Source organism: Pseudaeromonas aegiceratis (genome assembly GCF_046254905.1).
In the GTDB taxonomy this organism is placed as follows: domain Bacteria; phylum Pseudomonadota; class Gammaproteobacteria; order Enterobacterales; family Aeromonadaceae; genus Pseudaeromonas; species Pseudaeromonas aegiceratis.
Genome location: NZ_CP158016.1, coordinates 575001 through 601744, shown reverse-complemented (window position 1 = coordinate 601744; position 26744 = coordinate 575001). Strand labels below are relative to the sequence as shown.

The window sequence follows — 26744 nt, the reverse complement described above, 5'->3', positions numbered from 1 at the left end:
TTATTCATTCATATGCTACGGTTCATGGAGAGATAATGAATAACTATATTAGCCAAGAGACCTTCACTTTGTTAATGCTAAGCAAAATAAAAGGCGTGGGCACAAAAAAATTATTATCTCTCTTTTCCATGCCTAACATGGGGGAACTCGTGTTTGAGGACCTAGCCCGCAACCTGACAAAAGACAACAGAAATGGATCCAAGGCAATAAAAGAGGAATCTCTGCACTTTGCAGAGACGCAAGTTGCCGAAGCAAAAAACAGAAACCATAGAATAATATCCATTTTTGATCATGAATATCCAAGTCACTTGAAACTATTACCAGATGCACCACCAATTTTATTTGTTGCGGGAGACATTGAACTTCTCAATAAAAAAACCGTCGCGGTAATAGGCACTCGCGACCCGACCGAACATGGCAAAATAATTTGTGAAAGATTAACGAAGTGGCTGGTGGAAAACAATTGGATTATTGTTAGCGGCCTTGCCAAAGGCATTGACAGTATTTCTCATAAAACATGCATAGAAAACCAAGGGAGAACTGTGGCTGTATTGGCTCATGGGTTGGAAAAAATATACCCTTCGGAAAATCGAAATCTGGCTGACGCAATTTTAGCCTCAGGCGGAGCCATCTTGAGTGAATACCCATACAACTCTTTCACTGGCAAATCTAACTTTGTAAAAAGGGACTCAACACAAGCAGGGCTATCATCTTGTGTTTTTCTTGTCCAAACGGGGGTTAATGGTGGAAGCCTTCATGCCTCTAGAGCCATTTTGAAATATGGTCGTCCATTGGTGGTAGTAGGTCAATCTAAAACCGATGAGTCTAAAAGACCTGAAAATGCAGAAGGTAACCTCATACTATTGAATGGTTCATACAATGATGTAGTTAACATCATAGGATTCAACTACAAAGAAAGTCTATTTTTAAAAATGAAAAACAAAGATGATTTTTCAAAAATCAATGAATCAATAATGTGCTTTTCAAATCCAGATGTAATTGTTTCACCGGGAAATTATAAGTTACTGTGATGTAAATAGCCCGCGTAGGGCGCAATAGCGCAGCATATTGCGCCGTATTAACGAGCCAGATAAAACAACCCAGCCCGCGTAGGTACGATTAGCGCCAGCGTAATACGCATGGGGATTCAACACCAAGGCCCAATAACACCACCGACCGCCCTTGGCCGGGCCGAGTGGCGGGCGGTGTGCAGGGGATGGCCCGCAGGGAGGCGGGCTTAGCCAGCGCCGGTCCAGGGATGGGCCGTCGCTGGCGGCCCCGGAACAACGACCAGAGCGAGGGGTTGTCCCGGCCATGGGCAAAAGGCCAGGGATTGCAAAGGGGCGGGCCAGCGCCCCTTTGCCCGCCCCCGCCCAGCGGCGGTTAGTTGATCGCCAGAGCCCAAGAGGGCGGAACCTCACCCAGCAGCCACAAAAAAAGGGCCGTCTCTCGACGGCCCTCATTCATCCCGACAGGCTGCGCCCAACCGGCACAGCCAAAGCGCAGCTTAGTGCTCCCGCGTCTTGCGGAAGACGACATCTGGATACCGCTCCATGGTCAGATTCAGGTTCACCATGGTGGGGGCGATATAGGTCAGGTTGTCCCCGCCATCCAGCGCCAGGTTGATGGCGCACTTGCGCTGGAAGTCATCCAGCTTCTTGCCGTCCTTGCACTCCACCCAGCGGGCGGTGCTGACGTTGATGGGCTCGTAGATGGCCTCGACGTTGTATTCGGTCTTCAGGCGCGACACCACCACGTCAAACTGCAGCACCCCCACGGCGCCGACGATGAGGTCGTTGTTCTCGATGGGGCGGAACACCTGCACCGCGCCCTCCTCGGAGAGCTGCACCAGGCCCTTCAACAGCTGCTTCTGCTTCAAGGGGTCTTTCAGGCGGATGCGGCGGAACAATTCCGGGGCGAAGTTGGGGATGCCGGTGAACTTGATGTCCTCACCCTGGGTGAAGGTGTCGCCTATCTGTATGGTGCCGTGGTTGTGCAGACCTATGATGTCCCCCGGGTAGGCCTCTTCGGCCTGCTCCCGGTCACCGGCCATGAAGGTCACGGCGTCGGAGATCACCACGTCCTTGCCGATGCGTACGTGGCGCAGCTTCATGCCCTTCTCGTACCGACCGGATACCACCCGCATAAAGGCGATGCGGTCGCGGTGCTTGGGATCCATGTTCGCCTGGATCTTGAACACGAAGCCGGAGAACTTCTCCTCGCTGGCCGCCACGGCCCGGGCGTCGGTCTGGCGCGGCATGGGGGCCGGCGCCCACTCGGTGAGGCCGTCCAGCATGTGGTCCACGCCGAAGTTACCCAGGGCGGTGCCGAAGAACACAGGGGTCAGGCTGCCGTCGAGGAAGGCCTGGCGGTCGAAGGGGTGGGAGGCGCCCTGCACCAGCTCCAGTTCGCCCTTGAGCTGCTCCAGCAGATCCTCGCCCACCGCGGCTGCCAGCTCGGGGTTGTCCAGCCCCTGGATCACCCGCTTCTCCTGGATGGTGTGGCCCTTACCTGTCTGGTAGAGGATCACCTCGTTGTTGTAGAGGTGGTAGACCCCCTTGAACAGCTTGCCGCAGCCGATGGGCCAGGTGATGGGGGCGCACTTGATCTTGAGCTCGTTCTCCACCTCGTCCAGCAGCTCCATGGGATCCCGGATGTCCCGGTCCAGCTTGTTCATGAAGGTGAGGATGGGGGTGTCCCGCAGCCGGGTGACTTCCATCAGCTTGCGGGTGCGGTCTTCGACCCCCTTGGCGGCGTCGATGACCATCAGGCAGCAGTCCACCGCCGTCAGGGTGCGGTAGGTGTCTTCGGAGAAGTCTTCGTGGCCCGGGGTGTCCAGCAGGTTCACCAGGCACGCGTTGTAAGGGAACTGCATCACGGAGGTGGTGACCGAGATGCCCCGCTCCTTTTCCATCGCCATCCAGTCGGACTTGGCGTGCTGACCCGAGCCGCGGCCCTTGACGGTGCCGGCGCGCTGGATGGCGTTGCCGAACAGCAGCACCTTTTCGGTGATGGTGGTCTTACCCGCGTCCGGGTGGGAGATGATGGCGAAGGTGCGGCGCTTGCCCACCTCGGTAAGGAACTGTGACATGGAAAGGTCCCGTGATGACGCAAAACTCGAGAAAGTGGCCGCGGATTATAAACCAAGGGCAGTTTTTGCCCAAACAAATGCGCGCCGCGGCCCCATGGCCCTCGGTGCGCAAGCGCGGCCTGGGGTAGAATGAGGCCCAGACCGCCCCGCCTGCGATGACAAAAGGGTGATCCCGGCCCGGCCGGCCGCCTGGGAGGGGTCGCCCAGGAATAGTATAATCGCTCTACCTTTTTACCCGGCCTCGCCCGTGGCCGGGTCAACGGAATGGATTCGACATGGCGTTACACACCTGGGGGCGACGCGCCCTCCTGCTGCTACTGTGCGGCCCCGCCCTGGCACTGGCCCAACCGCTGGACTTTGACCGCGCCTGGCAGCAGGTGCTGAGCCAGAACCCCGGCCTCAAGGCCGAGCAGGGCGGCATCACCAAGGCCGAACAGCTGGCGGATGCCGCCCGGGCCCTCTACCTGCCGGACATCAGCGTCAGTGGCCAGGCCACCCACATGGCCAAGCCCATCGAGCTGGATCTGGCGGATCTCAACCCCATGGCGCAGCTGTCCCAGGACGCCACCCTGGGCCCGCTGCTGGGCCAGCTGCTGGCCGGCATCGGCGGCAGCAGCGCCCTGGTGACCCCCTTCACCAAGCAGGATCTGGTGACCAGCTCCATTCAGGCCATGTGGCCCCTGTACGCCGGCGGCCGCATCGATGCCGCCCAGACCATACGCGGCGCCCAGGTGGACGAGGCCCGCCAGCAGTATGCCTTGAAACAGATGGCTGCGTTCGAGACCCTGGCCCAGCGCTACTTCGGCGTCCAGCTGGCCCAGCAGCTGCTGGCCACCCGTCAGGCCCAGCAGGATCTGCTGGCCCATCACCTGACCCAGGCCAATCAGCTGGCCAAACAGGGGCAGATCGCCGAGGTGGAGCGCCTGTCCGCCGAGTCTGCCCTGGCCAACGCCCAGATCCAGACCGATCAAGCCCGCCGCCAGACGGAGATCGCCCGGCTGGCCCTGGCCAGCCTGCTGGGGGAGACGGGGCAGCCCCAGCCCAGCCTGCCGCTGTTTATCAACCGCCAGCTGCCCCCTGAGGCGACCCTGCTGGCCGACACCCTGGCCCATCACCCCGGCCTGCAGCTGCTGGACGCCAAGGCCCGCCAGGCCGAGGGGCTGGCCACGGTGGAGTCGGGCAAGCGGCTGCCGGAGGTGTTCCTGTACGGCAACTACCAGCTGTATGAGCAGGACACCCTGGCGGCCAAGATGGCGCCGGACTGGCTGGTGGGGGTGGGGGTCAAGGTGCCCCTGGTGAGCCGCGAGGGCCACAGCGACACCCTGGCCGCCGCCGCCACCACCCGGCTGCAGGTGCGGGATATGCTGGCCCAGCTGAGGCAGGATCTGAGCCTGCTGGTGCAGCAGAGCTGGCGGGAGGCCGATCAGGCGCGCCAGGAGTATGAGTCCAGCGCCCACACCCTCGAGCTGGCCCAGGCCAACCTCAAGCTGCGGCAGAGCGCCTTTACCCAGGGGCTGGGCACCTCGCTGGATGTGCAGGAGGCCCAGACCCGATTGCTGGGGGTGCAGACCCAGCGCCAGGCCGCCGCCTACCGTTATGACATCGCCCTGGCCCGCCTGCTGGCGCTGGCCGGCCGGGCCGCCGAATTCAGCCAATACCCGCAACACGCCGACGTGGAGTTTCAATCATGAGTGCCCTGTCCCGCCGCCTGCCCCTGCTTGCCCTGCTGCCCATCGCCGCCCTGGCGGGGGCCACCTGGTGGGCCACCCGCCCCGCCCCCGTGCGCCTGCAGGGACAGATAGAGGCGCAAAGCTACAGCGTGGCCTCCAAGATCCCCGGCCGCATCGACCGCGTGTTGGTCAAGAAGGGCGACCCGCTCCAGCAGGGGGATCTGGTATTCCGCCTGACGAGTCCCGAGCTGGATGCCAAGATGCAGCAGGCCCAGGCCGGTGAGGCCGCCGCCAGCGCCCTGGCCCGCAACGTGGAGCTGGGCGCCCGGGAGCAGCAGGTGCTGGCCGCCAAGGATCAGTGGCGCCGGGCCCAGGCCGCCGCGGATCTGCACCAGACCACCTACCAGAGACTGGATGCCCTGTTTAGGGAAGGGGTGCTGGCAGAGCAGAAACGCGACGAGGCCCTGACCCAGTGGCGCACCAGCCAGTTGGCCGCCGATGCCGCCCAGCAGCAATACCTGCTGGCCCAGGAAGGGGCGCGGGAGGAGCAGAAACAGGCGGCCCGGGAGCAGGCCAAGCGGGCGGCGGGGGCCGTGGCCGAGGTGGCCGCCTACCAGGCGGAAACCGAGGTGCGCAGCCCCGCCAGCGGTGAGGTAAGCCAGGTGCTGTTGCAACCGGGGGAGCTGGCGCCCCAGGGCTTCCCCGTGGTCACCCTGCTGGACATGCACGACGCCTGGCTGCGGCTGCAGGTGCGCGAAGACCGGCTCAAGCACTTCCCCATGGGGCGGGAGTTCGAGGTGCGCCTGCCGGCCATCGACGACCAGCCCCACCGCTTCAGGGTCAGCCACATCGCCGTGATGGGGGAATACGCCACCTGGCGGGCCACCGACAGCGGCAGCGGGTTTGACATGCGCAGCTTCGAGGTGGAGGCCAGGCCCCTGGAGGCCGACCTGCCCCTGCGGGTGGGCATGAGCGGCCTGGTGAGCCTGGATGCCGACTAATCGTTGGCTTCTGCCCTGGCGGCTCATCAGCCAGGACCGCTGGCAGCTGGCCCTGCTGCTGTGGCTGCCCCTGCTGCTGGGCCTCTGGCTCTGGTCGCTGTTTGGCAACGGACTGCCGCGGGATCTGCCCATCGGGGTGCTGGATCAGGACGGCAGCCACCTCTCCCGCCGGGTCAGCCAGCTGCTGGACGACAGCGCCGGGCTCCAGGTCACCCGGCAGTTCAGCCAGTGGCCAGAAGCCGCCGACGCCCTGCGCAGCGGCCGCCTCTACGGCCTGGTGATCCTGCCCTACGAATTTGAAAAGGATGTGCGGCTGGGCAAGCAGCCGGTGGTGGAGGCGCGCTACAACGGCCAGCTGCTGCTGGTGGGCCGGCTGGTGAACGGCAGCCTGCAGCAGGCCCTGGGCACCGCCAACGCCAGCCTCGCCGGCCTGACCGCCCTGGCCCACGGCGTGCCGAGCCCGGGTGCCCTGGGCCAGGCGGCGCCCATCCGGGTGCAGATCACGCCGCTATTTAACCTCAGCACCAACTACGCCCAGTTTCTGCTCAGCGCCATCTGGCCGGCCATCTGGCAGATCTTCTGCGTGGTGCCCGTCATAGTGGGGCTGGCCCGCCACGGACGCCAGATGCCGGACGGGCTGGGCCGCGTCGGCCTGCCGCTGCTGCTGCCCTACTGGCTCATCGCCTGGGGCTGGGGCGCCCTCATGCTGCTGGCCTTCCGGCTGGCCGGCTGGCCCCAGGCCGGCAGCCTGGCCATGCTGCTGCTGGGCCAGGGGCTGATGGTGGGGGCGAGTCTGGCCCTCGGCTGCCTGCTCTACCTGCTGACCCGGGACGCCACCCGGGCCATGAGCCTGGCGGCGGCCTTCACCGCCCCGTCGTTGGCCTTTATCGGCATCACCTTCCCCACCGAGCAGATGAACGGCTTCGCCAGCGTCTGGCGCAGCCTGCTGCCGGTCTCCCACTACGTGGATCTGCAGGTGCAGCAGGGCCACTACGCCATGACGGGGCTGGCGGCCTGGCTGCCCATCCGCAACCTGCTGCTGTTTTGCCTGCTCTGGCTGCCGGTAGCCTGGCTCATCCGGAGGGCGCGCCGTGGCTGAGTTTGTGGATCTGCTGCGCCAGGAAACCCGCCGCCTGTTCACCGACAGGGCCATACTGCTGACCCTGTTCGGCGGCCTGCTGTACTACTTCCTGCTCTACCCCTCCCCCTATGCCAACCAGGTGGCCCGGGAGCTGCCGGTGATCCTGGTGGATCAGGACGACAGCGTGCTGTCGCGCCAGCTGGCCTTCATGGCGGAGGCCACCCCCAATCTAAGGTTTGTCGCCACCGCCAGCACATTGGAGGCGGCCCAGCAGCGGCTGCGGCACAACGAGGCCCGGGGCATACTGGTGATACCGCCGCACTTCATGCGCGATGTGCGCCTGGGCCGCAGCGTCACCCTGGCCCTGGCGGCGGATGCCACCTACTTCCTCAGCTACAGCGGCATCGCCGAGGGCCTCAGCACGGCGGCCGCCACCCTGGGGGTCGGCATCCAGGTGCAGCGGCGGCTAGCCAGCGGCGAGGCCCTGCCCCAGGCACTGCACGACAGCCGGCCCTTCGCGGTGAACAGCGTGCCCCTGTTCAACCCCACCCTGGGCTACCAGCCCTATGTGCTGCCGGCGGTGTTCCTGCTGATCCTGCACCAGACCCTGCTCATCGGCGCCGGTCTGCAGGCCTGCGGCCAGCGGCTGGCCTGCCGGGCCGGCGAGACCGGCTACTGGCAGAGCGCCTCGCCCCTCACCCTGCTGGTGGCCCGCACCAGCCTGTTCACCCTGCTCTATCTGCTGTTTGCCCTGGCCTACCTGGTGGTGGGGCTGGCCTGGTACGGACTGCCGCGGCTGGCCACCCTGGGGCAGTTGCTGCTGCTCTGGCTGCCGCTGTTTATGACCATCAGCTGCCTGGGCAGCCTGCTGGGCAGCCTGCTGCCGCGCCGGGAGCTGGTCACCGCCCTGGTGGTGCTCAGCTCCCTGCCCATCGTCTTCGTCACCGGTTTCATCTGGCCCAATGAGGGGCTGCCGGCCTGGCAGGCCGCCCTGGCCCAGTGGATCCCCGCCACCCCGGGGATCCAGGCCTTTCTCAAGCTGCAGGTGGAAGGCGCCGATCTGTCCCAGATCCGGCCCGAGCTGGGCCAGCTCTATGGCCAGCTGGCCCTCTATGGCCTGCTGGCCTGGTGGGGAATAAGGCGCCGTCAGCGGGTGGCGTGATCGCCAGGTCGCGGGATCAAAAAAGGAAACCGCAAAGGCAGTTGCGGCATCAACAACGTTTTTTTAAAGCAAAAGCCAACCCTAACCCTCCCCTTAAAAATAATGCGAGGGAAAAATCGTTCCTCCCCCTTACCAAGGGGGAGGTTAGGTGGGGGATGGCTTGCCGCTTTTTCTATTCGCCAGCCTACAGGCGGAAGCGACCCACCTGGCCGTTCAGGCTCTCGGCCTGCTGCAGCTGGGCCTGGGACAGGGTCTCCCCCTGGCCGGCATGGCGGATCAGCTGATCCGCCAGTTCCTTGATGGCGTGGATGTTGCGCGTCACCTCGTCGGTGACCTGATGCTGCTCCTCGGCGGCGGTAGCGATCTGGGTGGCCATGTCGGAGATCACCTCGATGGCCCGGGTGATGCCCGCCAGGGCAGCGCTGGCCGCATCGGCATCCTGCACGCTGAGGCCGGCCTGCTCACGGCTGCGCTGCATCCTGGCCACGGCGGCGCGGGTGCTCTGCTGCAGGGTGGCTATGGTGCCCTGGATCTCTGTGGTGGCGCTCTGGGTACGACCGGAGAGCACCCGCACCTCGTCCGCCACCACGGCGAAACCCCGGCCATGCTCACCGGCCCGGGCCGCCTCGATGGCGGCGTTCAGCGCCAGCAGGTTGGTCTGCTCGGCAATGGCGGTGATGGTGGTCAGCACCCCGGAGATGGCCTGGGCATGGAGATCCAGCTCATCTATGACGCCGGTGGCCTGGGCCACCTCGTCCGCCAGGGCGGTGATGGACTGGCGGGTCTGGTCCACCAGCACGCTGCCCTGTTGCACGCTCTGGCTGCAGCCCTGAGCCTCGGTGGCGGTCAGCTCGGCATGCTGGGCGATCTCGGCGGTGGCGGAGGTCATTTCGGTGACGGCGGTGGCCACCATGGCGATCTCCTGCTCCTGGCGCTTGACCTCGTTGCGGCTGTTTTCCGCCTGACTCAACCCCTGGCGGGCACTGACTTCCAGGCGCCCTGCCTCATCCCGCACCTGGCCGATCAGGCTGTGCAGGCTGCCGATAAACTGGTTGAAACTGCCTGCTAGCTCACCCACCTCATCCTGGCTGGTGACAGCGATGCGCTGGGTCAGATCCCCATCCCCCCCGGCGATATGGGCCAGGGCGCTGGAGACCCGCCGCAGAGGGGCGATCAGCACACCGATCAGGGCACCTATGGCCAGCAGGCTGACCAGCAGCACCACGGCCGTGATGATGGCCTGATGCAGCAGCTGCTGTTTGAGGGGGGCCAGCAGGGTGTCCTGGTCCACTAGGCTCAGCAGCTGCCAGTGGGTGTCGGGAATGGGTTTGCGCCACAGCAGCTTGGTGCGGCCGGCTAGGCTCACCACTTGGGGTTCGCTTGCATTCGACTGCAGGTTCACGCCGCCGAGCAGCTGGCTCAGGGGCTGCAGCACCAGCTTGGCATCCCGATAGGCCACTATCTTGCCTGCGCCATCCACCACCAGGCTGAAGCCGTCCGCCGGCAGGCTCATCTCCGCCAGGATCTGCTGCAGCCGCGCCGTGGTGATGTCGCCACCGAGCACACCACCGGCTGTTTGTTCCACCAAGGAGAGTACCACGGCGGGCGGATTGTAGGTGTCATCCAGATAGGGATCGGTGAGCTGTACGCCGGACTTGCCCTGGGCGGCCTGATACCAGTCCTCAGACCTGGGGTCGTAGTTGCTGTAGTCGGTCGGGTCTTCCAGCTCATCATCCAGCATGCCGCCCTGCGCGTCGCCAAAGTAGAGGCTTTGGAAATCACTGGCCAGGCGCACCAGGTAGAGGCTGGCACTATCCCGCACCTTGCCCTGACTGGCCAGGGCCTGCACGGCGGCCCGCTTGGCGTTGAGCCAGTCGCCTATGCTGGCGGCACTGCGCGCCGAGAGCCGGTCGATATGGGCATAGTTGCCGTCGATCACCTGCTCGCGCAGGGCGCGATAGGCCAGGCCAGACAACAGCAGGATGACGCACAGCAGCGCCAACCCCACGCTAAGCAACAGCTTGCGCTTCAGATTCAGAGTCAACATCGAGATTTCCAGTCCATATGGTAAAAAACGGGCCCGGCCCGCGCGCCCACATCACCCGGTCACTAAACGACCAGAATGCGCAGAAACTTTATTAGGTTCTTCGCAAGGTTACGCCCTTAGCCGGCAAAAAAACAGGGAGGCCATAGGCCTCCCTGTTTTCGCTTGGAGCTGACTGTTACAGCGCCTTGAGGATCTTATCCACCGTGGCCTTGGCATCGCCGAAGCACATGTAGGAGTTTTCCTTGAAGAACAGCGGGTTCTGTACCCCGGCATAGCCGGTGTTCATGGAGCGCTTGAACACCACCACGTTCTGCGCCTTCCACACCTCCAGCACCGGCATGCCGGCGATGGGGCTGCCCGGATCTTCCATGGCCGCCGGGTTGACGGTGTCGTTGGCACCGATCACCAGCACGGTATCGGTATCGGCGAAGTCCTCGTTGATCTCGTCCATCTCCAGCACGATATCGTAAGGCACCTTGGCCTCGGCCAGCAGCACGTTCATGTGACCCGGCAGACGACCGGCCACCGGGTGGATGCCGAAGCGTACCTTGATGCCCTTGTCACGCAGCTTCTGGGTGATCTCGGCCACCGGGTACTGGGCCTGAGCCACCGCCATGCCGTAGCCGGGGGTAATGATGACGGAGGAAGAGCCCTTCAGCAGCTCGGCCACGTCGTCTGTGCTCATCTCGCGGTACTCGCCCACTTCCTCGCTGCTACTGCTGCTGACACCGTCGGTACCGAAACCACCGGCAATCACCGAGATGAAGGAGCGGTTCATGGCCTTACACATGATGTAGGACAGGATGGCACCGGAGGAGCCCACCAGGGCACCGGTGACGATCAGCAGGTCGTTGGAGAGCATGAAGCCCGCCGCTGCCGCCGCCCAACCTGAGTAGGAGTTCAGCATGGAGACCACCACCGGCATGTCGGCGCCACCGATAGAGGCCACCAGGTGCCAGCCGAAGGCCAGGGCGATGACGGTCATCAGCAGCAGAGCCAGGGTGGAGCCGCCTACCTTGACGAAGTAGATCATCAGCAGCACGGAAACCACCACGGCCAGCAGGTTCAGCTTGTGCTTGTGGGGCAGGGACAGCGGCTTGGAGCTGATGATGCCACGCAGCTTGCCGAAGGCGACGATGGAGCCGGTGAAGGTCACGGCACCGATGAACACGCCCAGGAAGATCTCCACCAGGTGGATGTTGAGCATGGCGCCGGTCAGGTGACCGTTATGGGCGGTCTCCTGGCCCAGGGCATCCACGGCCGCCTTGACGGTGGCCATGATCTCGTCGGCGCTGCCGGACAGGGACAGCACCAGCTGGGTAGGGGTTTCCGCCGGCAGCAGCTCGATGAAGCTGTTGAAGCCCACCAGCACGGCGGCCAGGCCGACGAAGCTGTGCAGCACGGCCACCAGTTCCGGCATCTGGGTCATCTCGACCTTGAGGGCCAGACGGGCACCGATGGCGGCACCCACCACCATGGCCACCAGGATGTAAATCACCCCGCCGACACTGGGGCTGGCGATGGTCGCCACCAGGGCGATGGCCATACCAGTGATACCGAACCAGTTGCCGTACTTGGCGGTTTCCTGCTTGGACAGGCCCGCCAGCGTGAGAATGAACAGGACGGCGGCAATGATATAGGCAGCCGTAACCAATCCATGAGACATGTTGTTTCTCCCTTAATCCTTACGGAACATCTTGAGCATGCGGTGGGTCACGGTGAAGCCCCCCGAGATGTTGATGGTGGCAATCAGCACGGCGAAGAAGGCCAGCCCCTTGATTAGCCAGGAATCACTGCCGATCTGCAGCAGGGCCCCCACCACGATAATGCCGGACACCGCATTGGTGACGGACATCAAGGGGGTGTGCAGGGCGTGGGTGACGTTCCATACCACGTAGTAACCCACCACGCAGGCCAGCACGAACACGGTGAAGTGGGAGAGGAACTCAGGCGGTGCCACATGACCCACCCAGGCAAACGCGGCCAGCCCCAATGCCCCCAGCACATACTTGAGCTTGGAGGGTGCCTTGGGGGCGGCCTTCACCGGCGCGGCGGCCGGGGCGGCCTTGGGCGCGGCGGAGACGCTGATGGCCGGCGGCGGGAAGGTCACCTCGCCCTGGCTCACCACGCTCATGTTGCGCAGGATCACATCCTCGAAATCGATGTTGATGTTGCCGTCCTTCTCCTTGCACAGCAGCTTGGACAGGTTCACCAGGTTGGTGCCGTACAGCTGGGAGGATTGGGCCGGCAGGCGACCGGGCAAGTCGGTGTAGCCGATGATCTTCACGCCACCCTCGGTGACATGCAGCTGGCCCGGTACCGTGTATTCGCAGTTGCCACCGGCCTGGGCGGCCATGTCCACGATCACGGAGCCCGGCTTCATGCTGTCCACCATCTCGCGGGTGATCAGCTTGGGTGCCGGCTTGCCGGGGATCAGGGCGGTGGTGATGATGATGTCCACCTCCTTGGCCTGGGCGGCAAACAGCGCCATCTCAGCCTTGATGAACTCTTCAGACATCACCTTGGCGTAACCGTCGGAGGAGGAACCGTCCTCACCACCGAAGTCCAGCTTGAGGAACTCGCCCCCCATGGACTCGATCTGCTCGGCCACTTCCAGCCGGGTGTCGAAGGCGCGGACGATGGCGCCCAGGGAGCCGGCGGCCCCGATGGCGGCCAGACCGGCCACCCCGGCGCCGATCACCAGCACCTTGGCAGGGGGAACCTTACCGGCGGCGGTGATCTGACCGGTGAAGAAGCGACCGAACTCGTGGGCCGCCTCGATGACGGCCCGGTAGCCGCCGATGTTGGCCATGGAGGACAGGGCATCCAGGGCCTGGGCGCGGGAGATGCGCGGCACCATGTCCATGGCCAGCACGTTGATCTTGCGCTCGGCCAGCTTGGCCACCAGCTCGGGATTCTGCGCCGGCCAGACGAAGCTCACCAGGGTAGTGCCTTCCTGCAGAAGCGCGATCTCTTCGTCAGTGGGGGCATTGACCTTATAGATAAGCGGGGATTGCCACAGGGCTTGGGTGTCCACCACCTGGGCGCCGGCGGCCTCGAAGGCGGCATCGGCAAAGCTGGACAGCGCGCCAGCCCCGGATTCCACCGCCACATCGAAGCCGAGTTTCTTCAGTTGCTCCACGGTGGCCGGGGTGGCTGCCACCCGGGTCTCACCGACGAGACGCTCTCTCGGTATTCCAATCTGCATGTCTATTCCCTGAGGTTGAAAATGGTCGCTAACGGGAGCCGGCCCACCCCGGCAAGGGCACGCTCGGCTCAAACTTATCCATCAACGATTGACCAATCAAAAAACGGCCCATGAGGCCGTACCGGGTCAGCCCTGGCTGACAGGTAAGAGTTGGACCCTGATTAGTAACAGATTTTGCGGTCTATTAACACTCGATTCGGGCCGGACCAGTCAAGATCCGACCCGCGTCGTGAAAATGCCGCCAGGCCCCTACTCTAGCCACAACCGGCGACAACACAACTGTTTCCCCGCCGGTCACTTAGAATCATTCGGGCATTCAAATAACTTTTAGATCTTTACTGCGCGATGCTTAAAACCATTTAGCCATGGGACCGCCGCCAACCCGGGGGCCAGTGTCGCCCATCGGCCCCCGTCTCGGTAGCCCAATCCTGGCATTCTCTTGCCTGTTTGAGGCAAAGCCGCGGGCCCAAGCCTCACTTGGCGTACATGGCCTCGATCTCCAGGTGGAACGCCTGCTCGATCACCTTGCGCCTGAGCTTCAGGGTGGGGGTCAGCTCGCCCTTCTCCATGGCGAAGGGGCGGGGCAGCAGGGTGAAGGCCTTCACCTGCTCGAACTTGGCCAGCCCCTGCTGCAGCTCGTTGATGCGCTGCTCGAAGAAGGCCTTCACCTTGAGGTTGGCCAGCAGCTCCGCCTTGTTCTGGTACGAGACCCCTATGCTGCGGGCGTACTCCTCCAACGACTGGAAGCAGGGCACGATCAGGGCCGACACATAGTGGCGGGCGTCGGCAATGATGGCGATCTGCTCGATGAAGCGATCCTTGCCCAGGGTCCCCTCCACCAGCTGAGGGGCCACGTACTTGCCGGTGGAGGTCTTCATAAGCTCCTTGAGCCGCTCGGTGAACACCAGGTTGCCCCCCACGTCCAGGTAGCCGGCGTCGCCGGTGCGCAGGTAGCCGTCCTCGGTGAAGGCCTCGGCGGTGGCTTCCGGCTTGTTGAAGTAGCCCCGCATCATGGTGGGGCCCTTCACCTGGATCTCGCTATCCGGTCCCAGGCGTATCTGCAGCCCCGGCATGGGCCGCCCCGTGCTGCCCAACGGCAGGCTGTCGTCTTCCCAGCAGGAGACGGTGGCCAGGGTCTCGGTCATGCCGTAACCGTACTTGATGGGAAACCCCGCCCCCAGGAAGAAGCGGTTTACCTCATCCGCCAGCCGGGCGCCACCGATGGGCAGCATGCGGATGCGACCACCGAAGCGGGCGCGGATGGGACGAAAGATCAGCCGATCGACCAGGCCATGGCTCAGGCTCAGCCACAGGGGCAACCGTTCCCGGGCCTGACGCCGGGCCACCACCTTGGCCCCCAGCCGGCAGCCCCAGGCGAACAGGGCACGCCGCCAGGCGGGGGCCGCCGCCACCTTGGCCTGGATCTGGGCGTAGACCTTCTCGTAGATGCGCGGCACGGCGCACATCAAGGTCGGCTTGACCTCGTTCAGCACCTGCATCACCTGACGGGGATCGCTCATGTAGACGTTCAGCACGCCGCAGTAGAGCATGTAGAAGCTCCAGCCCCGCTCATAGATGTGGCTCAGGGGCAGCATGCACAAGGAGACATCCTCGGCGTTGAGCGCCACCCGGCGGTGGTGCTGCTCCATGGCGGCGGCCAGGTTGGCAAAGTCCAGCATGACCCCCTTGGGCTCCCCTGTGGTGCCTGAGGTGTAGACCAGGGTGAAGAGATCGGACAGATCCATCCGCGCCTCTCGCTCGGCACGCGCCTGGGCCAGGGCGGCATCGTCCCCCCGGCTCAGCAGCTGCGGCAGGGTCAGGATACGCGCGTCGCCGCAGGGCTGGGGCAGACGGTCGCCCAACCAGATCAGATGAGACAGCTCACCCTGCGCCAGCAGCTGACAGGCGTTGGCAAACTGCTCTTTATCACCGACCAGCAGGATGCGGATGCCGGCATCCTTGAGCACATACTGGCTCTGGGCCAGGGTGTTGGTGGCATACAGGGGCACAGTCACCCCGCGGGCGGCCAGGATACCCAGATCCGCCAGGGTCCAGGCCACCTGATTGGGGGACAGTATGCCCACCCGGTCCCCTTCCCCATGGCCCAGCGCCATCAGGCCCTGGGCTATGATATCCATCTGTTGGCCCAGCTGACGCCAGCTGACGTCCTGCCATTGGCCGTTGTGCTGCCCGCGCAGGGCAGGCCGGTCATTCATTCCCTCGATACGCTTCCGGATGACCTGAAGATAATGAAGCTTATGCATCGATATGTTCCTTCCGCCGTGACGGCGTCAATTCATCTGCCAAGATGACTTCTTTTGAGTACTAATTAGCCGATATGGAGGCGAGAATGGGCGCAGTCTACCCACAGGAATTTGAGCTTACAAGTGTTAGCTTAGTGCGCCACGGCACAAATTCGCGGCAAAAAGAGGGCTGCGAAACAGTGGACAAGGCCGTGCAGTCGCGCACAATAGCCAAGCGACCCCCTCTGGAGGACGAGACACCTTGTTCAAGAAGATCACCCTAGGCCTGTTGCTGGGTCTGGCCGCCAGCGCCCTGCTGCTGATCATGTATTTCGTGCTGATCGACCGCTGGCCCTGGCAGCATCCGCTGCCCTGGCACTACAACCTGGAAGGCTACCAGCAGGCGGCCAGCCTATCCCGCCAGAGCGGCCAACCCATACTGCTGCTGATCGAGCGCCGCCGCTGTCGGCGCTGCGAGCTGCTGGAGCAAAATCTGCTCAAGGATCCCCATCTGGAGACTGTGGTGGGCGATCTGATCCTGGTGCGCCTGGATATCAGCGCCAACAGCGCCACCGCCCAGCTGGCGGCCCGTTACGGTCGGGATCTGAAACTGCCGGCCCTGTTCCTGGAGACGGAACCCGGCGAGAAAGCCTACCCCCTGCACCTGAACCCCGAGCTGTCCCACATCTGGGTGCCGGGCCAGCCCGGTACTCAGGGCAACAAGATGCCCCTGTCGGTGGCCAGCCTGGATCTGGCCATAGAGCGCACCCTGCAGCAGATTCAGCCGCCCACCCAGTCCCCCTGAGTGGGCACCTGGCCATCCAGGGTAAAGGGAATGGCCACCAGGCGCTGGCCGTCGTTGCGCTGCACGGCAAAGTGCAGATGGGGGCCTGTGCTGAACCCTGTGTTGCCCGAGTTGGCCAGCCAGCTGCCTGCCGCCACCGATTGCCCCAGCTGCACCCGCACCGAATGGGGCTGCAGGTGGGCATAGAGGGTCAGGGTACCGTCCGGGTGCAACAGCCGCAGGTAGTTGGTGCGGGCCCGCAGGGCCGGATCCTGGCTGTGGCCCACATGACTGTCGACAAACTCCACCACCACCCCCGCCTGGGCCGCCAGCACAGGCGTGCCCTCCGGCATGGCCAGATCGATGGCGTAACGGTTGCCCGGCAGATGATGGCTGTAGCCGCCGTCGAAGCCCTGGGAGACCCGGAAGCGACCGGCAAACGGTGGCCGCAACCGGGCCCGGGTCACCCGACTCGGTGCTCCCAGCACAAACTGATGACTGATCCCCAGCCGCCCAGCCCCCCGATAGGCCACCTGGGCCACGAAGCGTTCGCTGTGTCCCGCCACCAGGATGGGGCGAGCGAGATCCTGGCTGCTGGTCACCCCCTGGGACCGATCCAGCTGCAGGGTGACGGTGACGGGGGCCGTGAGTTCGTTGATGACATAGAGGTTGCCGCTGGCGGTATAGCGGAGCTTGACCTTGTCCGGATCGGGATCGAACTCGTCCAGCTCCTCGGGCGAAAAGGGTGAGGCGCGGGCGGCATCGTCGGTGTAATTGATGACCCCCTGCTCGTCCACATACTTAAACACGGCGGCCTGCAGCGGCCAGGCCAGCAAGGCCAGCCAGAGCCAGCCTCTCACGCCCCAGGATCCAGCGTGCGACCCATCAGCAGAGCATCCTCCCGCCCGGTGACGGTGGGATAGTAATTCCTGCGGCAGCCGACCTCGTGATAACCGGCAGACAGGTAGAGCCCTTGTGCCGTGCGATTGCTGCGGCGCACCTCCAGCCACCAGTGCCGACAGCCCAGCGCAGTACTGCGCGCCAGGTAGTCATCCAGCAGGGTCCGCCCCCAGCCCCGGCCGCGGCAGTCCGGCCGCAGGCAGAGGTTCATCAGGGTGCTTTCATCCAGCAACCAGTCCGCCAGGTAATAGCCCACCAGGGCGTCCTGCTGCCAGGCGCCGCCCCCCAGGTAGCGCTCGCCAAAGCAGGAGGCCAGCAGGGATTCGCTCCAAGGGTGATCATAGGCCGCCTGCTCGATGAGCAGCATGGCCGGCAGATCTGCCGGCGATAAGGGGCGCAACTCAAGCATGCCGTTGGCACCAGGCCTGCCACAGCCGCCGCTTGGCGGCGCCATCCGCCGGCAGCGGGCAGTGCAGGGCACAGTCCGCGTCCTGCTCGTCGGCGGTGCACAGGCTCCAGCCCGGATCGGCGCCGGCTTGCCAAGGGGACCAGGCCGCCGGCGCCAGCCCAAAGGCCAGGCACAGATCCATGACCCAAGCCGGCACAGGGCCCTTGATCCAGAGGTGCGGCGCGCCCGGCATGGCCTTGGTGTCCTCGGCCGCCTGCGGCCCCATGGCCAGCCGCGCGGGATGGCGCAGTTGCCAGTCGGTCAACCCCATCTCGGTGAGTCGTTGTCGTCTAGATGGATCCATCGTCTGCCCCTTGGAAAAACGGGGCATAAATAGCAAACCCGGCCGGCAAATACCACCACAAGACACGGAAAACTCGCGGTTTATCCAGGATGCCAAACGGCGCTGATGATAAAAAAACCTTGCCTTTGTGATGGTAATCACAACAATAGGAGCTTTCGTGAATCAGTTCACAATTTGGTCATCTCTCCTTCGAGGCAGGCATGAGTGTAAACCCCTTACCGGATCGAATTGGCAGGCTGCTGGATGCCCTGGCCCAGGGCCTGTATGAACGTAAGGATGTGGTGCGCCTGTGCCTGCTGGCCGCCCTGGCCGGCGAGAGCGTCTTCATGCTGGGCCCCCCCGGCATCGCCAAGAGCCTGATCGCCCGTCGCCTGATCCATGCCTTCGACCAGAGTCGCGCCTTCGAATACCTGATGACCCGCTTCTCCACCCCGGACGAGGTGTTCGGCCCCCTGTCCATCCAGGCCCTCAAAGACGAGGGCAAGTACGAACGCCTGACCCAGGGCTACCTGCCCGAGGCCGAGGTGGTGTTTCTGGATGAGATCTGGAAGGCCGGTCCCGCCATCCTCAATACCCTGCTCACCGTGATCAACGAACGCCGCTACCGTAACGGCGTGCGGGAGGTGCCGGTGCCCATGCGCCTGCTGGTGGCGGCCTCCAACGAGCTGCCCCAGGCCGACAGTGGCCTGGAGGCCCTCTACGACCGCCTGCTGTTCCGGGTCTGGCTGGATCGCATCCAGGAGAAGCAGAACTTCCGCGCCATGCTCACCAGCCGCCAGGACACCCAGGCCGATCCGGTGGACGCCAAGCTCAAGATCAGCCAGGACGAATACCAGCAGTGGCAACAAGCCCTGACGCAAGTCGCCTTGCCCGATAGCGTATTCGAACAGTTGTATCGCTTCCGCGAGCAGCTGGCCCAACTGGTGGGTGATAGCCAGACCGAAGGGGTCTACGTCTCGGATCGCCGCTGGAAGAAAGCGGTACGCCTGCTGCAGGCCAGCGCCTTCTTCAACGGCCGCAGCCAGATTGGCGGTCTGGATCTGCTGCTGCTCAAGGACTGCCTGTGGCATGACCTGGCCAGCAAGGAGCAGGTCAACAAGCTGATGCTGGAGTTCGCCCGCCGCCAGGCCTTCGGGCAGGACAAGATACAGTTCGCCCTGCAGCGGCTGCAAAATGATCTCGAGCGGCTGCAACGGGACTGGGTGAGGGAGCTGGCCTGCAAGCTCACCCCAGGCCGCAGCTGGCTGCCCCGCAAGGAAGGCGGCTGGCGGCTGGACGCCAAACAGCTGGGCCTCAAGGAGCTGCCCCTGACCCTGCGTCTGCTGTTCCTGCAACCCTGCTGCCTGGACAACGCCCAGCCGGACCACCCCACCCTGTGGGCCGAGGTGGATCGCCAGCAGTGGTTGCAGTGGCAACGCAAGGGCGGCCCCATCCGCGCCCGCTTCAACGAACGGGAACAGCGCAGCAGCCTGCTGCTGGACGTGGACAGCGAAGGCCGCCTCATCGCCCGGGACGAACGGCACCAGGCCATACTGGTGGCCCTGCCCAAGGCCGAAGGCATCCCCGGCTGGCTGCGCCAACGGCAGACCGAACAGCTCGACGGGCTGCTGCAGGCTCTGGGCCAGCAGCAGCAGGCCCTGCTCAATCAGCGCCGCAGCTTTGCCGCCCAGTGCCCGCACCTGTTTTTGGAGCAGAGCTGGTTGCGCCAGGTGGAAGAGAGCCTGCTGGCCCTGGTGGAACAGGCCGAGACACTGCAACAGCAGTTGCAACAGCAGCGCCAGGAGCTGGTGAGCTTGGCCCAGGAGGCAGAACATGCTTGATGTGCAAAGTGTGGCCATGCTGCTCAGCCTCAATGAGGGCGAGCTGATCAAGGAGATGCTCAGCGGCGTCATGGCCGCCCCCCAGATGGTGGGCCTGCTCAAGGGCAACAGCCGCCTGAAGGCCCACCTGCAAAACCACCTGGATAACTGGAGCCGGGGTCTGCAGGATCTGCTGCAGGGGGAACCCTTGCCGCCTGAGCTGGCCCGGGAGTTCGAGCTGTATATGGAGGCGCGCCGCGCCAATCCGGACGCCTTCGATACCCTGCTGCCCCGCCTGCTGGGCAAGCTGGAGGGCGTCAGCGGCTTCCTGGACCATGCCCCGGCCCTGCTGGCGCGGCTGCAGGAGTCCAGCCCCGCCAATCGCCAGGATCTGTTCTTGGAGCGCTGGCGCTCCCACCTGGTGCTGCGGGTGATGCAGCTGGCCATGACCCTGGCAGATCGGGAGCGGGAACGCCTGTTGGACGAGCTGGAAAACCGCATGAAGATCAGCGAGGAGGTGGCGGACGAGCTGCAGCTGCAGCAACCCGGCCGCCTCTGGGATCTCAGCCGGGCCCGCCTGAGCCGCGGTGACAGCCGCCTGCTCCGTCACTATGCCCGCCTGCTGCAAAATAACCCGGATCTGAAGAAGATCGCCGATGAGCTGGGCCGCTGTGCCCGGGATGACAGTCAGCACCAGGAAAAATACGCCCTGGTGGACACCGAGATCATGGCTCTGGAACAGCAGGAGCAGATGCCCGACGATCTGGTGGGCATCTATCAGGACAATCAGCTGACCCGCCTGGTCCCCAGCGAAACCCTGCTGCTCAGCACCCCCGAGCTGGAGACCCTGTTCTACCAGCACCTGATCGAGCGCCGTCTGCTCAACTATCAGTACAGCGGCCAGGCCAGCCAACCCCAACCGGCGCGAGTGATCCGTCGCAGTCAGGGCGAACATCAGGAACCCAAGGGGCCCTTCATCGTCTGTATCGACACCTCCGGCTCCATGAGCGGTTACCCGGAGCAATCCGCCAAGGCCCTGTGCATGGGCTTGCTGCGCATCGCGCTGCAGGAGGAGCGGGAGTGCATCATCATGCTGTTCTCCACCGAGGTGCTGAGCTATCACCTGACCGGCCCCGCCGGCCTGCAGGAGGCTGTCAACTTCCTCGGTCGCAGCTTCAAGGGCGGTACGGATCTGGCACCCTGCATGGACAAGGTGCTCAATGAGATGGCCCACAGCCGTTACAGCAACGCCGATGCCATCGTCATCTCCGACTTCATCGCCCAGCGTCTGCCCGACGACACTCGCGCCCTGGTGGCCCAGCAGAAGCAACAGGGCAACCGCTTCAACGGCGTCTGCCTGTCCCGCCATGGCAAGCCGGCCCTGATGAAGATCTTCGATCAGGTGTGGCGCTTCGACACCAGCCTGGGCGGCCGTCTGCTGCGGCGCCTGCACTGATCACGCCACGGCGTCGATGACAAAATGCCAATGCAAAAAGGCCGATAACCTAGGTTATCGGCCTTCTCTAATCTGGCAGGGGCGGAGGGACTCGAACCCCCAACCATCGGTTTTGGAGACCGCTGTTCTACCAATTCGAACTACGCCCCTGCAGCAAACGAGGCGAATTATACAAACTGGTCCTCAAAGGTAAAGGCCTTTTTCGGCCGCTTTGATTCGATCGCGCAACAAATAGCCGCAAAGTGGCAGACATCTCATTTTGCGAGCCACGGCGCCTAACTGAAGGCAACCGTTAACATGCCGGGCGGCTTGCTCTATAATCCGCAGCCATCAGCCATCGTGAGGAGAAGCACCATGCCCCAGTTTGCGCATCGCCCCCAGGCTCTGCGCCCCTGCGTCATGCGTGTTGCCGCTACGCTTGCTGGCCGACCCTTTTCGGAAAAAGCCCCTATCAAGGGGCTTTTTGTTGCTCATTCCACCCAGGCATAGGGACACCTGACCATGGCCAACCCCCTCTACAAAAAACACATCATCTCCATCTCCGACCTGAGCCGGGACGAGCTGGAGCTGGTGGTGGAAACTGCCAGCCGCCTCAAGGCCGACCCCCGTCATGATCTGCTGCAGCACAAGCTGGTGGCCAGCTGCTTCTTCGAGGCCTCGACCCGCACCCGCCTCTCGTTCGAAACCGCCGTCCAGCGACTGGGGGGGAATATCATCGGCTTCGCCGATGCGGGCAACACCTCATTGGCCAAGAAGGGCGAAACCCTGGCCGACTCGGTACGGGTCATCACCTCCTACACGGACGCCTTCGTCATTCGCCATCCCCAGGAAGGGGCCGCCCGCCTGGCCGCCGAGTTTTCCTCCGTACCGGTAATCAACGCCGGCGACGGCTCAAACCAGCACCCCACCCAGACGCTGCTGGATCTGTTCACCATCTTCGAAACCCAGGGCCGCCTGGACAAGTTGCACCTGGCCTTCGTCGGGGATCTCAAGTACGGGCGCACGGTGCACTCTCTGGCCCAGGCCCTCAGTCTGTTTGGCGCCCACTTCTATTTCGTGGCACCGGATGCCCTGGCCATGCCGGATTACATCTGTGAAGAGCTGGATGAAAAGGGCATCGGTTACAGCGTGCACGACAGCCTGGAAGAGATCATGCCCCAGTTGGACATCCTCTACATGACCCGGGTGCAGAAGGAGCGCTTCGAGGAGTCCGAATACCGGCACATCGCCGCCAAATTCGTCCTCACCTGTGACCAGTTGGCCACCGCCAAGCCCAACCTCAAGATCCTCCACCCCTTGCCTCGGATCGACGAGATAGACACGGCGGTGGATGCCACAGACCATGCCTATTACTTCCAGCAAGCCGAGAACGGGGTCTATGCCCGTCAAGCCCTGCTGGCCCTGGTATTGAACGAGACCGTATAAGGAGCACACCATGTCCGAGAAGAAACAACTGCAGGTGGAAGCCATTTGCAACGGTTCCGTCATCGACCATATTCCGGCCGGCCAGGGGATCAAGATCCTCAAACTCTTCCACCTGTTGGAAACCCGTGAGCGGATCACGGTCGGTCTCAACCTGCCCTCTGCGGCCCTGGGCGGCAAGGATTTGATCAAGGTGGAAAACAGCCGTCTCACCGACGATCAGGCCAATCAGCTGGCCCTGTTTGCACCCAACGCCACCGTCAACATCATCGAAGACTTCAAGGTGGTGCGTAAACTGCAGCTGCAGTTGCCGGAAACGGTTGAAGGGGTATTTGACTGCCCCAACTCCAATTGCATCAGCCACAAGGAACCGGTACGCAGCAGTTTCCGGATCCGAGCCGTGCGGGAGGAGGTCCGGATGAAGTGCAAGTACTGTGAAAAATCCTTCACCAAAGAGATTGTTAGCGCACATTTCTAAGCAAAGGGGGGCCCTTGCCCCCCTTTTTCCCCCCAAGCCCCGCCCTCTCGACTATTTATTTCTATACTGAACACACGAAACGACCCGTCCGGCATGGAATCAGAAGGGGTGGTGCATGATATTGCTCGTTGGTGGAGAGAAAGGTGGTAGTGGCAAGAGCTGCCTGGCGCAAAACCTGGCCGTGTACTTCAAGATTCAGTATCAGAGCGAGGTGTTGCTAGTGGATTGTGACCCGCAACGCACCAGCTCTGACTGGATACAGGAGCGTAAGGATACCAGCCTGCCCCAACTCAACTGCGTACAGCTCTACGGGAACATTCGTGAGGATCTTTTAAGCCTGAAGAATCGCTACGACTTTGTGGTGGTGGACTGTGGTGGACAAGATAACCGCGCCCTGCGCTCCACCATGGCGGTAGCCAGCCATGCCCTGATCCCCTTGCGCCCCAAACGCCGAGATCTCAAGACGCTACCGCATATGGAAGACATCATCAGCACCTGCAAGATGGTAAACCCCACGCTCAAAGCCGCCGTGGTGATGACGCAATGTCCGGCGCTGCCCAACCAGGCCAAACGCATCTTAGATGCCAAGGATGTTTGTGAATCATTCTGCGTACCTGTCCTGGACTCCATCATTTACAGCCGCAACGTGTATGATGACAGCGAGGAACGCGGTCTCTCTGTGGTAGAAATAGAGCCAGATGGAAAGGCGGCCGCCGAAATCAAGGCCATCGCCAAAGAGTTCATGGACCTATAAGGTAGTACTGCACATGGGGCTTTCGGATCTCAAGAAGAAACGTGACAAGACACCCATTGAACCGCTGACCATAGACGAGTTCATTGATGATGCCGAGCTATATGCCCTTGGCCAACCCAGGCTGGTCAGCCCGGAGCGGCGCTTGCATCAAGCCTCCCTGCCAATCCATCCGCAAGAAGGCGAAGCAAGCAAACCCGTCTATAAGAAAGCCACCTACTCCATGTCGCTGGATTCAATTGACCAACTCGCTGACATCGCCATCCGGGATGGCATGAAGAAATCTCAACTACTGCGACTCTTCACGCACTACTTCTATCACCTGCCGCCGGAAGAGCGCGATCTCATCTACGACCGACTACAGCGCCTATTCGGCGAGCATATTAAATAAACCAAAAACAAAAAGGCCCCCCGAAAACGGGAGGCCTTTTTACTTCGTATTGGGTGCCTGGCGGTGTCCTACTCTCACATGGCGAATGCCACACTACCATCGGCGCTACAGCGTTTCACTTCTGTGTTCGGCATGGGAACAGGTGGGTCCACTGCGCTATTGCCGCCAAGCATAAATCGTAATCCGAAAAGCTGAATTCTGTTCTACTAACACTGCTACAAGGTCTAAGACCTCTTGGGTGTTGTATGGTTAAGCCTCACGGGTAATTAGTATGGGTTAGCTCCACGCATCACTGCGCTTCCACACCCCACCTATCAACGTCGTAGTCTTCGACGGCCCTTTAGGAGGTTCAAGACCTCAGGGATGACTCATCTCAGGGCTCGCTTCCCGCTTAGATGCTTTCAGCGGTTATCGATTCCGAACTTAGCTACCGGGCAGTGCCATTGGCATGACAACCCGAACACCAGAGGTTCGTTCACTCCGGTCCTCTCGTACTAGGAGCAACTCCCTTCAATCATCCAACGCCCACGGCAGATAGGGACCGAACTGTCTCACGACGTTCTGAACCCAGCTCGCGTACCACTTTAAATGGCGAACAGCCATACCCTTGGGACCAACTTCAGCCCCAGGATGTGATGAGCCGACATCGAGGTGCCAAACACCGCCGTCGATATGAACTCTTGGGCGGTATCAGCCTGTTATCCCCGGAGTACCTTTTATCCGTTGAGCGATGGCCCTTCCATTCAGAACCACCGGATCACTATGACCTGCTTTCGCACCTGCTCGACCTGTCCGTCTCGCAGTTAAGCTGGCTTATGCCATTGCACTAACCTCCTGATGTCCGACCAGGATTAGCCAACCTTCGTGCTCCTCCGTTACTCTTTGGGAGGAGACCGCCCCAGTCAAACTACCCACCAGACACTGTCCTCACCCCGGATAACGGGGCCAAGTTAGAACATCAAACATACCAGGGTGGTATTTCAAGGTCGGCTCCACGACAACTAGCGTCATCGCTTCTAAGCCTCCCACCTATCCTACACAAGTAGGTTCAATGTTCAGTGTCAAGCTGTAGTAAAGGTTCACGGGGTCTTTCCGTCTAGCCGCGGGTACACTGCATCTTCACAGCGATTTCGATTTCACTGAGTCTCGGGTGGAGACAGCGTGGCCATGGTTACACCATTCGTGCAGGTCGGAACTTACCCGACAAGGAATTTCGCTACCTTAGGACCGTTATAGTTACGGCCGCCGTTTACCGGGGCTTCGATCAAGAGCTTCGCTTGCGCTAACCCCATCAATTAACCTTCCGGCACCGGGCAGGTGTCACACCCTATACGTCCACTTTCGTGTTTGCAGAGTGCTGTGTTTTTGTTAAACAGTCCCAGCCACCTGGTCACTGCGGCTGCCATCAGCTCTGTGAGCAAGTCACTTCACCAACAACAGCGTACCTTCTCCCGAAGTTACGGTACTATTTTGCCTAGTTCCTTCACCCGAGTTCTCTCAAGCGCCTTGGTATTCTCTACCCGACCACCTGTGTCGGTTTGGGGTACGGTTGTCTGTAACCTGAAGCTTAGAGGCTTTTCCTGGAAGCGTGGCATCAGCAACTTCCCATCCGTAGATGGTTCGTCTCGGGTCTCGACATTGTGTCTCCGGATTTGCCTGGATACACTGCCTACCGCCTTTCACCAGGACAACCAACGCCTGGCTTGCTTAGCCTTCTCCGTCCCCCCATCGCAGTTACAGCCAGTACGGGAATATTAACCCGCTTCCCATCGACTACGCTTTTCAGCCTCGCCTTAGGGGCCGACTCACCCTGCCCCGATTAACGTTGGACAGGAACCCTTGGTCTTCCGGCGAGGAGGCTTTTCACCCCCTTTATCGTTACTTACGTCAGCATTCGCACTTCTGATATCTCCAGCATGCCTTACGACACACCTTCGCAGACTTACAGAACGCTCCCCTACCACTCAATCTATTGATTGAATCCGCGGCTTCGGTGCCTGGTTTGAGCCCCGTTACATCTTCCGCGCAGGCCGACTCGACTAGTGAGCTATTACGCTTTCTTTAAATGATGGCTGCTTCTAAGCCAACATCCTAGCTGTCTGAGCCTTCCCACATCGTTTCCCACTTAACCAGAACTTTGGGACCTTAGCCGGCGGTCTGGGTTGTTTCCCTCTTCACGACGGACGTTAGCACCCGCCGTGTGTCTCCCGGATAGTACTTACTGGTATTCGGAGTTTGCATGGAGTTGGTAAGTCGGGATGACCCCCTAGTCCAAACAGTGCTCTACCCCCAGTAGTATTCGTCCGAGGCGCTACCTAAATAGCTTTCGGGGAGAACCAGCTATCACCGAGTTTGATTGGCCTTTCACCCCTAGCCACAAGTCATCCCCTAACTTTGCAACGTTAGTGGGTTCGGTCCTCCAGTACCTGTTACGGCACCTTCAACCTGCCCATGGCTAGATCACCCGGTTTCGGGTCTACTCCCAGCGACTAGTCGCCCAGTTAAGAC

At 62.3% G+C, this 26744-nt stretch carries 20 protein-coding genes, 1 tRNA gene and 2 rRNA genes (1 of these 23 only partly in view); 12 read left to right on the top strand and 11 right to left on the bottom strand.

Annotation, left to right across the window (positions count from 1 at the left end):
* Window positions 1–35: 35 nt before the first annotated feature.
* Window positions 36–1031 (top strand): DNA-processing protein DprA, encoded by a 996-nt coding sequence (locus ABHF91_RS03025; protein ID WP_409421999.1) that lies wholly within the window; start codon window positions 36–38, stop codon window positions 1029–1031.
* 476 nt (window positions 1032–1507) lie between these two features.
* Here the strand turns inward: ABHF91_RS03025 and prfC are convergent, their stop codons facing one another.
* Window positions 1508–3091 (bottom strand): peptide chain release factor 3, encoded by a 1584-nt coding sequence (gene prfC / locus ABHF91_RS03020; protein WP_409421998.1) that lies wholly within the window; start codon window positions 3089–3091, stop codon window positions 1508–1510.
* Window positions 3092–3366: 275 nt separating this feature from the next.
* Here prfC and ABHF91_RS03015 point away from each other — a divergent pair, with 275 nt between their 5' ends.
* From ABHF91_RS03015 to ABHF91_RS03000, 4 genes are read left to right on the top strand one after another with little or no spacing between them, the layout of a single operon-like run.
* A complete protein-coding gene (locus ABHF91_RS03015; RefSeq protein ID WP_409421997.1) occupies window positions 3367–4782 on the top strand; it encodes a TolC family protein in 1416 nt (471 codons plus the stop codon).
* Window positions 4779–5762 carry an HlyD family secretion protein gene (locus ABHF91_RS03010; RefSeq protein ID WP_409421996.1) on the top strand — a complete coding sequence of 328 codons (984 nt, stop codon included), beginning with the start codon at window positions 4779–4781 and terminating at the stop codon, window positions 5760–5762. The genes ABHF91_RS03015 and ABHF91_RS03010 overlap by 4 nt, the downstream gene beginning before the upstream one ends.
* Window positions 5752–6861 (top strand): ABC transporter permease, encoded by a 1110-nt coding sequence (locus ABHF91_RS03005; RefSeq protein ID WP_409421995.1) that lies wholly within the window; start codon window positions 5752–5754, stop codon window positions 6859–6861. The genes ABHF91_RS03010 and ABHF91_RS03005 overlap by 11 nt, the downstream gene beginning before the upstream one ends.
* Complete coding sequence (locus ABHF91_RS03000) at window positions 6854–8005, top strand: ABC transporter permease (protein ID WP_409421994.1); 1152 nt, start codon at window positions 6854–6856, stop codon at window positions 8003–8005. The genes ABHF91_RS03005 and ABHF91_RS03000 overlap by 8 nt, the downstream gene beginning before the upstream one ends.
* Window positions 8006–8189: 184 nt before the next feature.
* Here the strand turns inward: ABHF91_RS03000 and ABHF91_RS02995 are convergent, their stop codons facing one another.
* The 4 genes from ABHF91_RS02995 to ABHF91_RS02980 all read right to left on the bottom strand — a co-directional run bounded on the left by ABHF91_RS02995 (window position 8190) and on the right by ABHF91_RS02980 (window position 15524).
* On the bottom strand, window positions 8190–10052 hold the full coding sequence (locus ABHF91_RS02995; RefSeq protein ID WP_409421993.1) for a methyl-accepting chemotaxis protein: 1863 nt from the start codon (window positions 10050–10052) through the stop codon (window positions 8190–8192).
* A 175-nt stretch (window positions 10053–10227) separates the two neighbouring features.
* Complete coding sequence (pntB, locus tag ABHF91_RS02990) at window positions 10228–11718, bottom strand: Re/Si-specific NAD(P)(+) transhydrogenase subunit beta (protein ID WP_409421992.1); 1491 nt, start codon at window positions 11716–11718, stop codon at window positions 10228–10230.
* A gap of 12 nt (window positions 11719–11730) precedes the next feature.
* Complete coding sequence (gene pntA, locus ABHF91_RS02985; RefSeq protein WP_409421991.1) at window positions 11731–13260, bottom strand: Re/Si-specific NAD(P)(+) transhydrogenase subunit alpha; 1530 nt, start codon at window positions 13258–13260, stop codon at window positions 11731–11733.
* 473 nt (window positions 13261–13733) lie between these two features.
* Window positions 13734–15524, bottom strand: coding sequence for an AMP-dependent synthetase/ligase (locus ABHF91_RS02980; protein ID WP_409421990.1), 1791 nt, complete (start codon window positions 15522–15524; stop codon window positions 13734–13736).
* A 241-nt stretch (window positions 15525–15765) separates the two neighbouring features.
* Here ABHF91_RS02980 and ABHF91_RS02975 point away from each other — a divergent pair, with 241 nt between their 5' ends.
* The gene (locus tag ABHF91_RS02975) at window positions 15766–16308 is read left to right on the top strand and encodes a thioredoxin family protein (RefSeq protein WP_409421989.1); all 543 of its coding nucleotides are present in this window, start codon (window positions 15766–15768) and stop codon (window positions 16306–16308) included.
* On the opposite strand, the gene ABHF91_RS02970 is transcribed toward ABHF91_RS02975, so the two are convergent.
* From ABHF91_RS02970 to ABHF91_RS02960, 3 genes are read right to left on the bottom strand one after another with little or no spacing between them, the layout of a single operon-like run.
* Entirely contained in the window at window positions 16284–17147 is an 864-nt protein-coding gene (locus ABHF91_RS02970; protein WP_409421988.1) for a M23 family metallopeptidase, read from the bottom strand. The genes ABHF91_RS02975 and ABHF91_RS02970 overlap by 25 nt on opposite strands.
* Window positions 17144–17596: a ribosomal protein S18-alanine N-acetyltransferase gene (gene rimI, locus ABHF91_RS02965; RefSeq protein ID WP_409421987.1), complete on the bottom strand. Its 453-nt coding sequence runs from the start codon at window positions 17594–17596 to the stop codon at window positions 17144–17146. The genes ABHF91_RS02970 and rimI overlap by 4 nt, the downstream gene beginning before the upstream one ends.
* Entirely contained in the window at window positions 17589–17939 is a 351-nt protein-coding gene (locus ABHF91_RS02960; RefSeq protein ID WP_409421986.1) for a hypothetical protein, read from the bottom strand. Before ABHF91_RS02960 ends, rimI begins: the two co-directional genes overlap by 8 nt.
* A 200-nt stretch (window positions 17940–18139) precedes the next feature.
* Between ABHF91_RS02960 and ABHF91_RS02955 the strand changes: the two genes are divergently transcribed.
* Both ABHF91_RS02955 and viaA read left to right on the top strand, forming a co-directional pair.
* The gene (locus ABHF91_RS02955) at window positions 18140–19759 is read left to right on the top strand and encodes an ATPase RavA domain-containing protein (protein ID WP_409421985.1); all 1620 of its coding nucleotides are present in this window, start codon (window positions 18140–18142) and stop codon (window positions 19757–19759) included.
* Entirely contained in the window at window positions 19752–21194 is a 1443-nt protein-coding gene (gene viaA, locus ABHF91_RS02950) for an ATPase RavA stimulator ViaA (protein WP_409421984.1), read from the top strand. The genes ABHF91_RS02955 and viaA overlap by 8 nt, the downstream gene beginning before the upstream one ends.
* 73 nt (window positions 21195–21267) lie before the next feature.
* On the opposite strand, the gene ABHF91_RS02945 is transcribed toward viaA, so the two are convergent.
* Window positions 21268–21344, bottom strand: a tRNA-Trp gene (locus ABHF91_RS02945).
* 351 nt (window positions 21345–21695) lie between these two features.
* Here ABHF91_RS02945 and pyrB point away from each other — a divergent pair.
* The 4 genes from pyrB (at window position 21696) to ABHF91_RS02925 (ending at window position 24236) form a co-directional block, all read left to right on the top strand.
* Window positions 21696–22619 carry an aspartate carbamoyltransferase gene (gene pyrB, locus ABHF91_RS02940; RefSeq protein WP_409421983.1) on the top strand — a complete coding sequence of 308 codons (924 nt, stop codon included), beginning with the start codon at window positions 21696–21698 and terminating at the stop codon, window positions 22617–22619.
* A gap of 10 nt (window positions 22620–22629) precedes the next feature.
* The gene (gene pyrI, locus ABHF91_RS02935) at window positions 22630–23094 is read left to right on the top strand and encodes an aspartate carbamoyltransferase regulatory subunit (protein WP_409421982.1); all 465 of its coding nucleotides are present in this window, start codon (window positions 22630–22632) and stop codon (window positions 23092–23094) included.
* 115 nt (window positions 23095–23209) lie between these two features.
* Window positions 23210–23848 (top strand): AAA family ATPase, encoded by a 639-nt coding sequence (locus tag ABHF91_RS02930; protein WP_409421981.1) that lies wholly within the window; start codon window positions 23210–23212, stop codon window positions 23846–23848.
* 13 nt (window positions 23849–23861) lie between these two features.
* Window positions 23862–24236 carry a CopG family transcriptional regulator gene (locus ABHF91_RS02925; protein ID WP_409421980.1) on the top strand — a complete coding sequence of 125 codons (375 nt, stop codon included), beginning with the start codon at window positions 23862–23864 and terminating at the stop codon, window positions 24234–24236.
* 55 nt (window positions 24237–24291) lie between these two features.
* Here the strand turns inward: ABHF91_RS02925 and rrf are convergent.
* Together rrf and ABHF91_RS02915 are read right to left on the bottom strand one after the other, a co-directional pair.
* A 5S ribosomal RNA gene (gene rrf / locus ABHF91_RS02920) occupies window positions 24292–24406 on the bottom strand.
* 75 nt (window positions 24407–24481) lie between these two features.
* Window positions 24482–26744: ribosomal RNA gene (locus ABHF91_RS02915) — 23S ribosomal RNA — on the bottom strand (it continues 626 nt past the right edge of the window).

What these genes read in the sequence shown, in the direction of transcription:
- ABHF91_RS03025 (WP_409421999.1), top strand. Translation starts at nt 36, where the DNA reads ATGAATAACTATATTAGCCAAGAGACCTTCACTTTGTTAATGCTAAGC.
- prfC (WP_409421998.1), bottom strand. Translation starts at nt 3,091, where the DNA reads ATGTCACAGTTCCTTACCGAGGTGGGCAAGCGCCGCACCTTCGCCATC.
- ABHF91_RS03015 (WP_409421997.1), top strand. Translation starts at nt 3,367, where the DNA reads ATGGCGTTACACACCTGGGGGCGACGCGCCCTCCTGCTGCTACTGTGC.
- ABHF91_RS03010 (WP_409421996.1), top strand. Translation starts at nt 4,779, where the DNA reads ATGAGTGCCCTGTCCCGCCGCCTGCCCCTGCTTGCCCTGCTGCCCATC.
- ABHF91_RS03005 (WP_409421995.1), top strand. Translation starts at nt 5,752, where the DNA reads ATGCCGACTAATCGTTGGCTTCTGCCCTGGCGGCTCATCAGCCAGGAC.
- ABHF91_RS02995 (WP_409421993.1), bottom strand. Translation starts at nt 10,052, where the DNA reads ATGTTGACTCTGAATCTGAAGCGCAAGCTGTTGCTTAGCGTGGGGTTG.
- pntB (WP_409421992.1), bottom strand. Translation starts at nt 11,718, where the DNA reads ATGTCTCATGGATTGGTTACGGCTGCCTATATCATTGCCGCCGTCCTG.
- pntA (WP_409421991.1), bottom strand. Translation starts at nt 13,260, where the DNA reads ATGCAGATTGGAATACCGAGAGAGCGTCTCGTCGGTGAGACCCGGGTG.
- ABHF91_RS02980 (WP_409421990.1), bottom strand. Translation starts at nt 15,524, where the DNA reads ATGCATAAGCTTCATTATCTTCAGGTCATCCGGAAGCGTATCGAGGGA.
- rimI (WP_409421987.1), bottom strand. Translation starts at nt 17,596, where the DNA reads ATGCTTGAGTTGCGCCCCTTATCGCCGGCAGATCTGCCGGCCATGCTG.
- ABHF91_RS02960 (WP_409421986.1), bottom strand. Translation starts at nt 17,939, where the DNA reads ATGGATCCATCTAGACGACAACGACTCACCGAGATGGGGTTGACCGAC.
- ABHF91_RS02955 (WP_409421985.1), top strand. Translation starts at nt 18,140, where the DNA reads ATGAGTGTAAACCCCTTACCGGATCGAATTGGCAGGCTGCTGGATGCC.
- viaA (WP_409421984.1), top strand. Translation starts at nt 19,752, where the DNA reads ATGCTTGATGTGCAAAGTGTGGCCATGCTGCTCAGCCTCAATGAGGGC.
- pyrB (WP_409421983.1), top strand. Translation starts at nt 21,696, where the DNA reads ATGGCCAACCCCCTCTACAAAAAACACATCATCTCCATCTCCGACCTG.
- pyrI (WP_409421982.1), top strand. Translation starts at nt 22,630, where the DNA reads ATGTCCGAGAAGAAACAACTGCAGGTGGAAGCCATTTGCAACGGTTCC.
- ABHF91_RS02930 (WP_409421981.1), top strand. Translation starts at nt 23,210, where the DNA reads ATGATATTGCTCGTTGGTGGAGAGAAAGGTGGTAGTGGCAAGAGCTGC.
- ABHF91_RS02925 (WP_409421980.1), top strand. Translation starts at nt 23,862, where the DNA reads ATGGGGCTTTCGGATCTCAAGAAGAAACGTGACAAGACACCCATTGAA.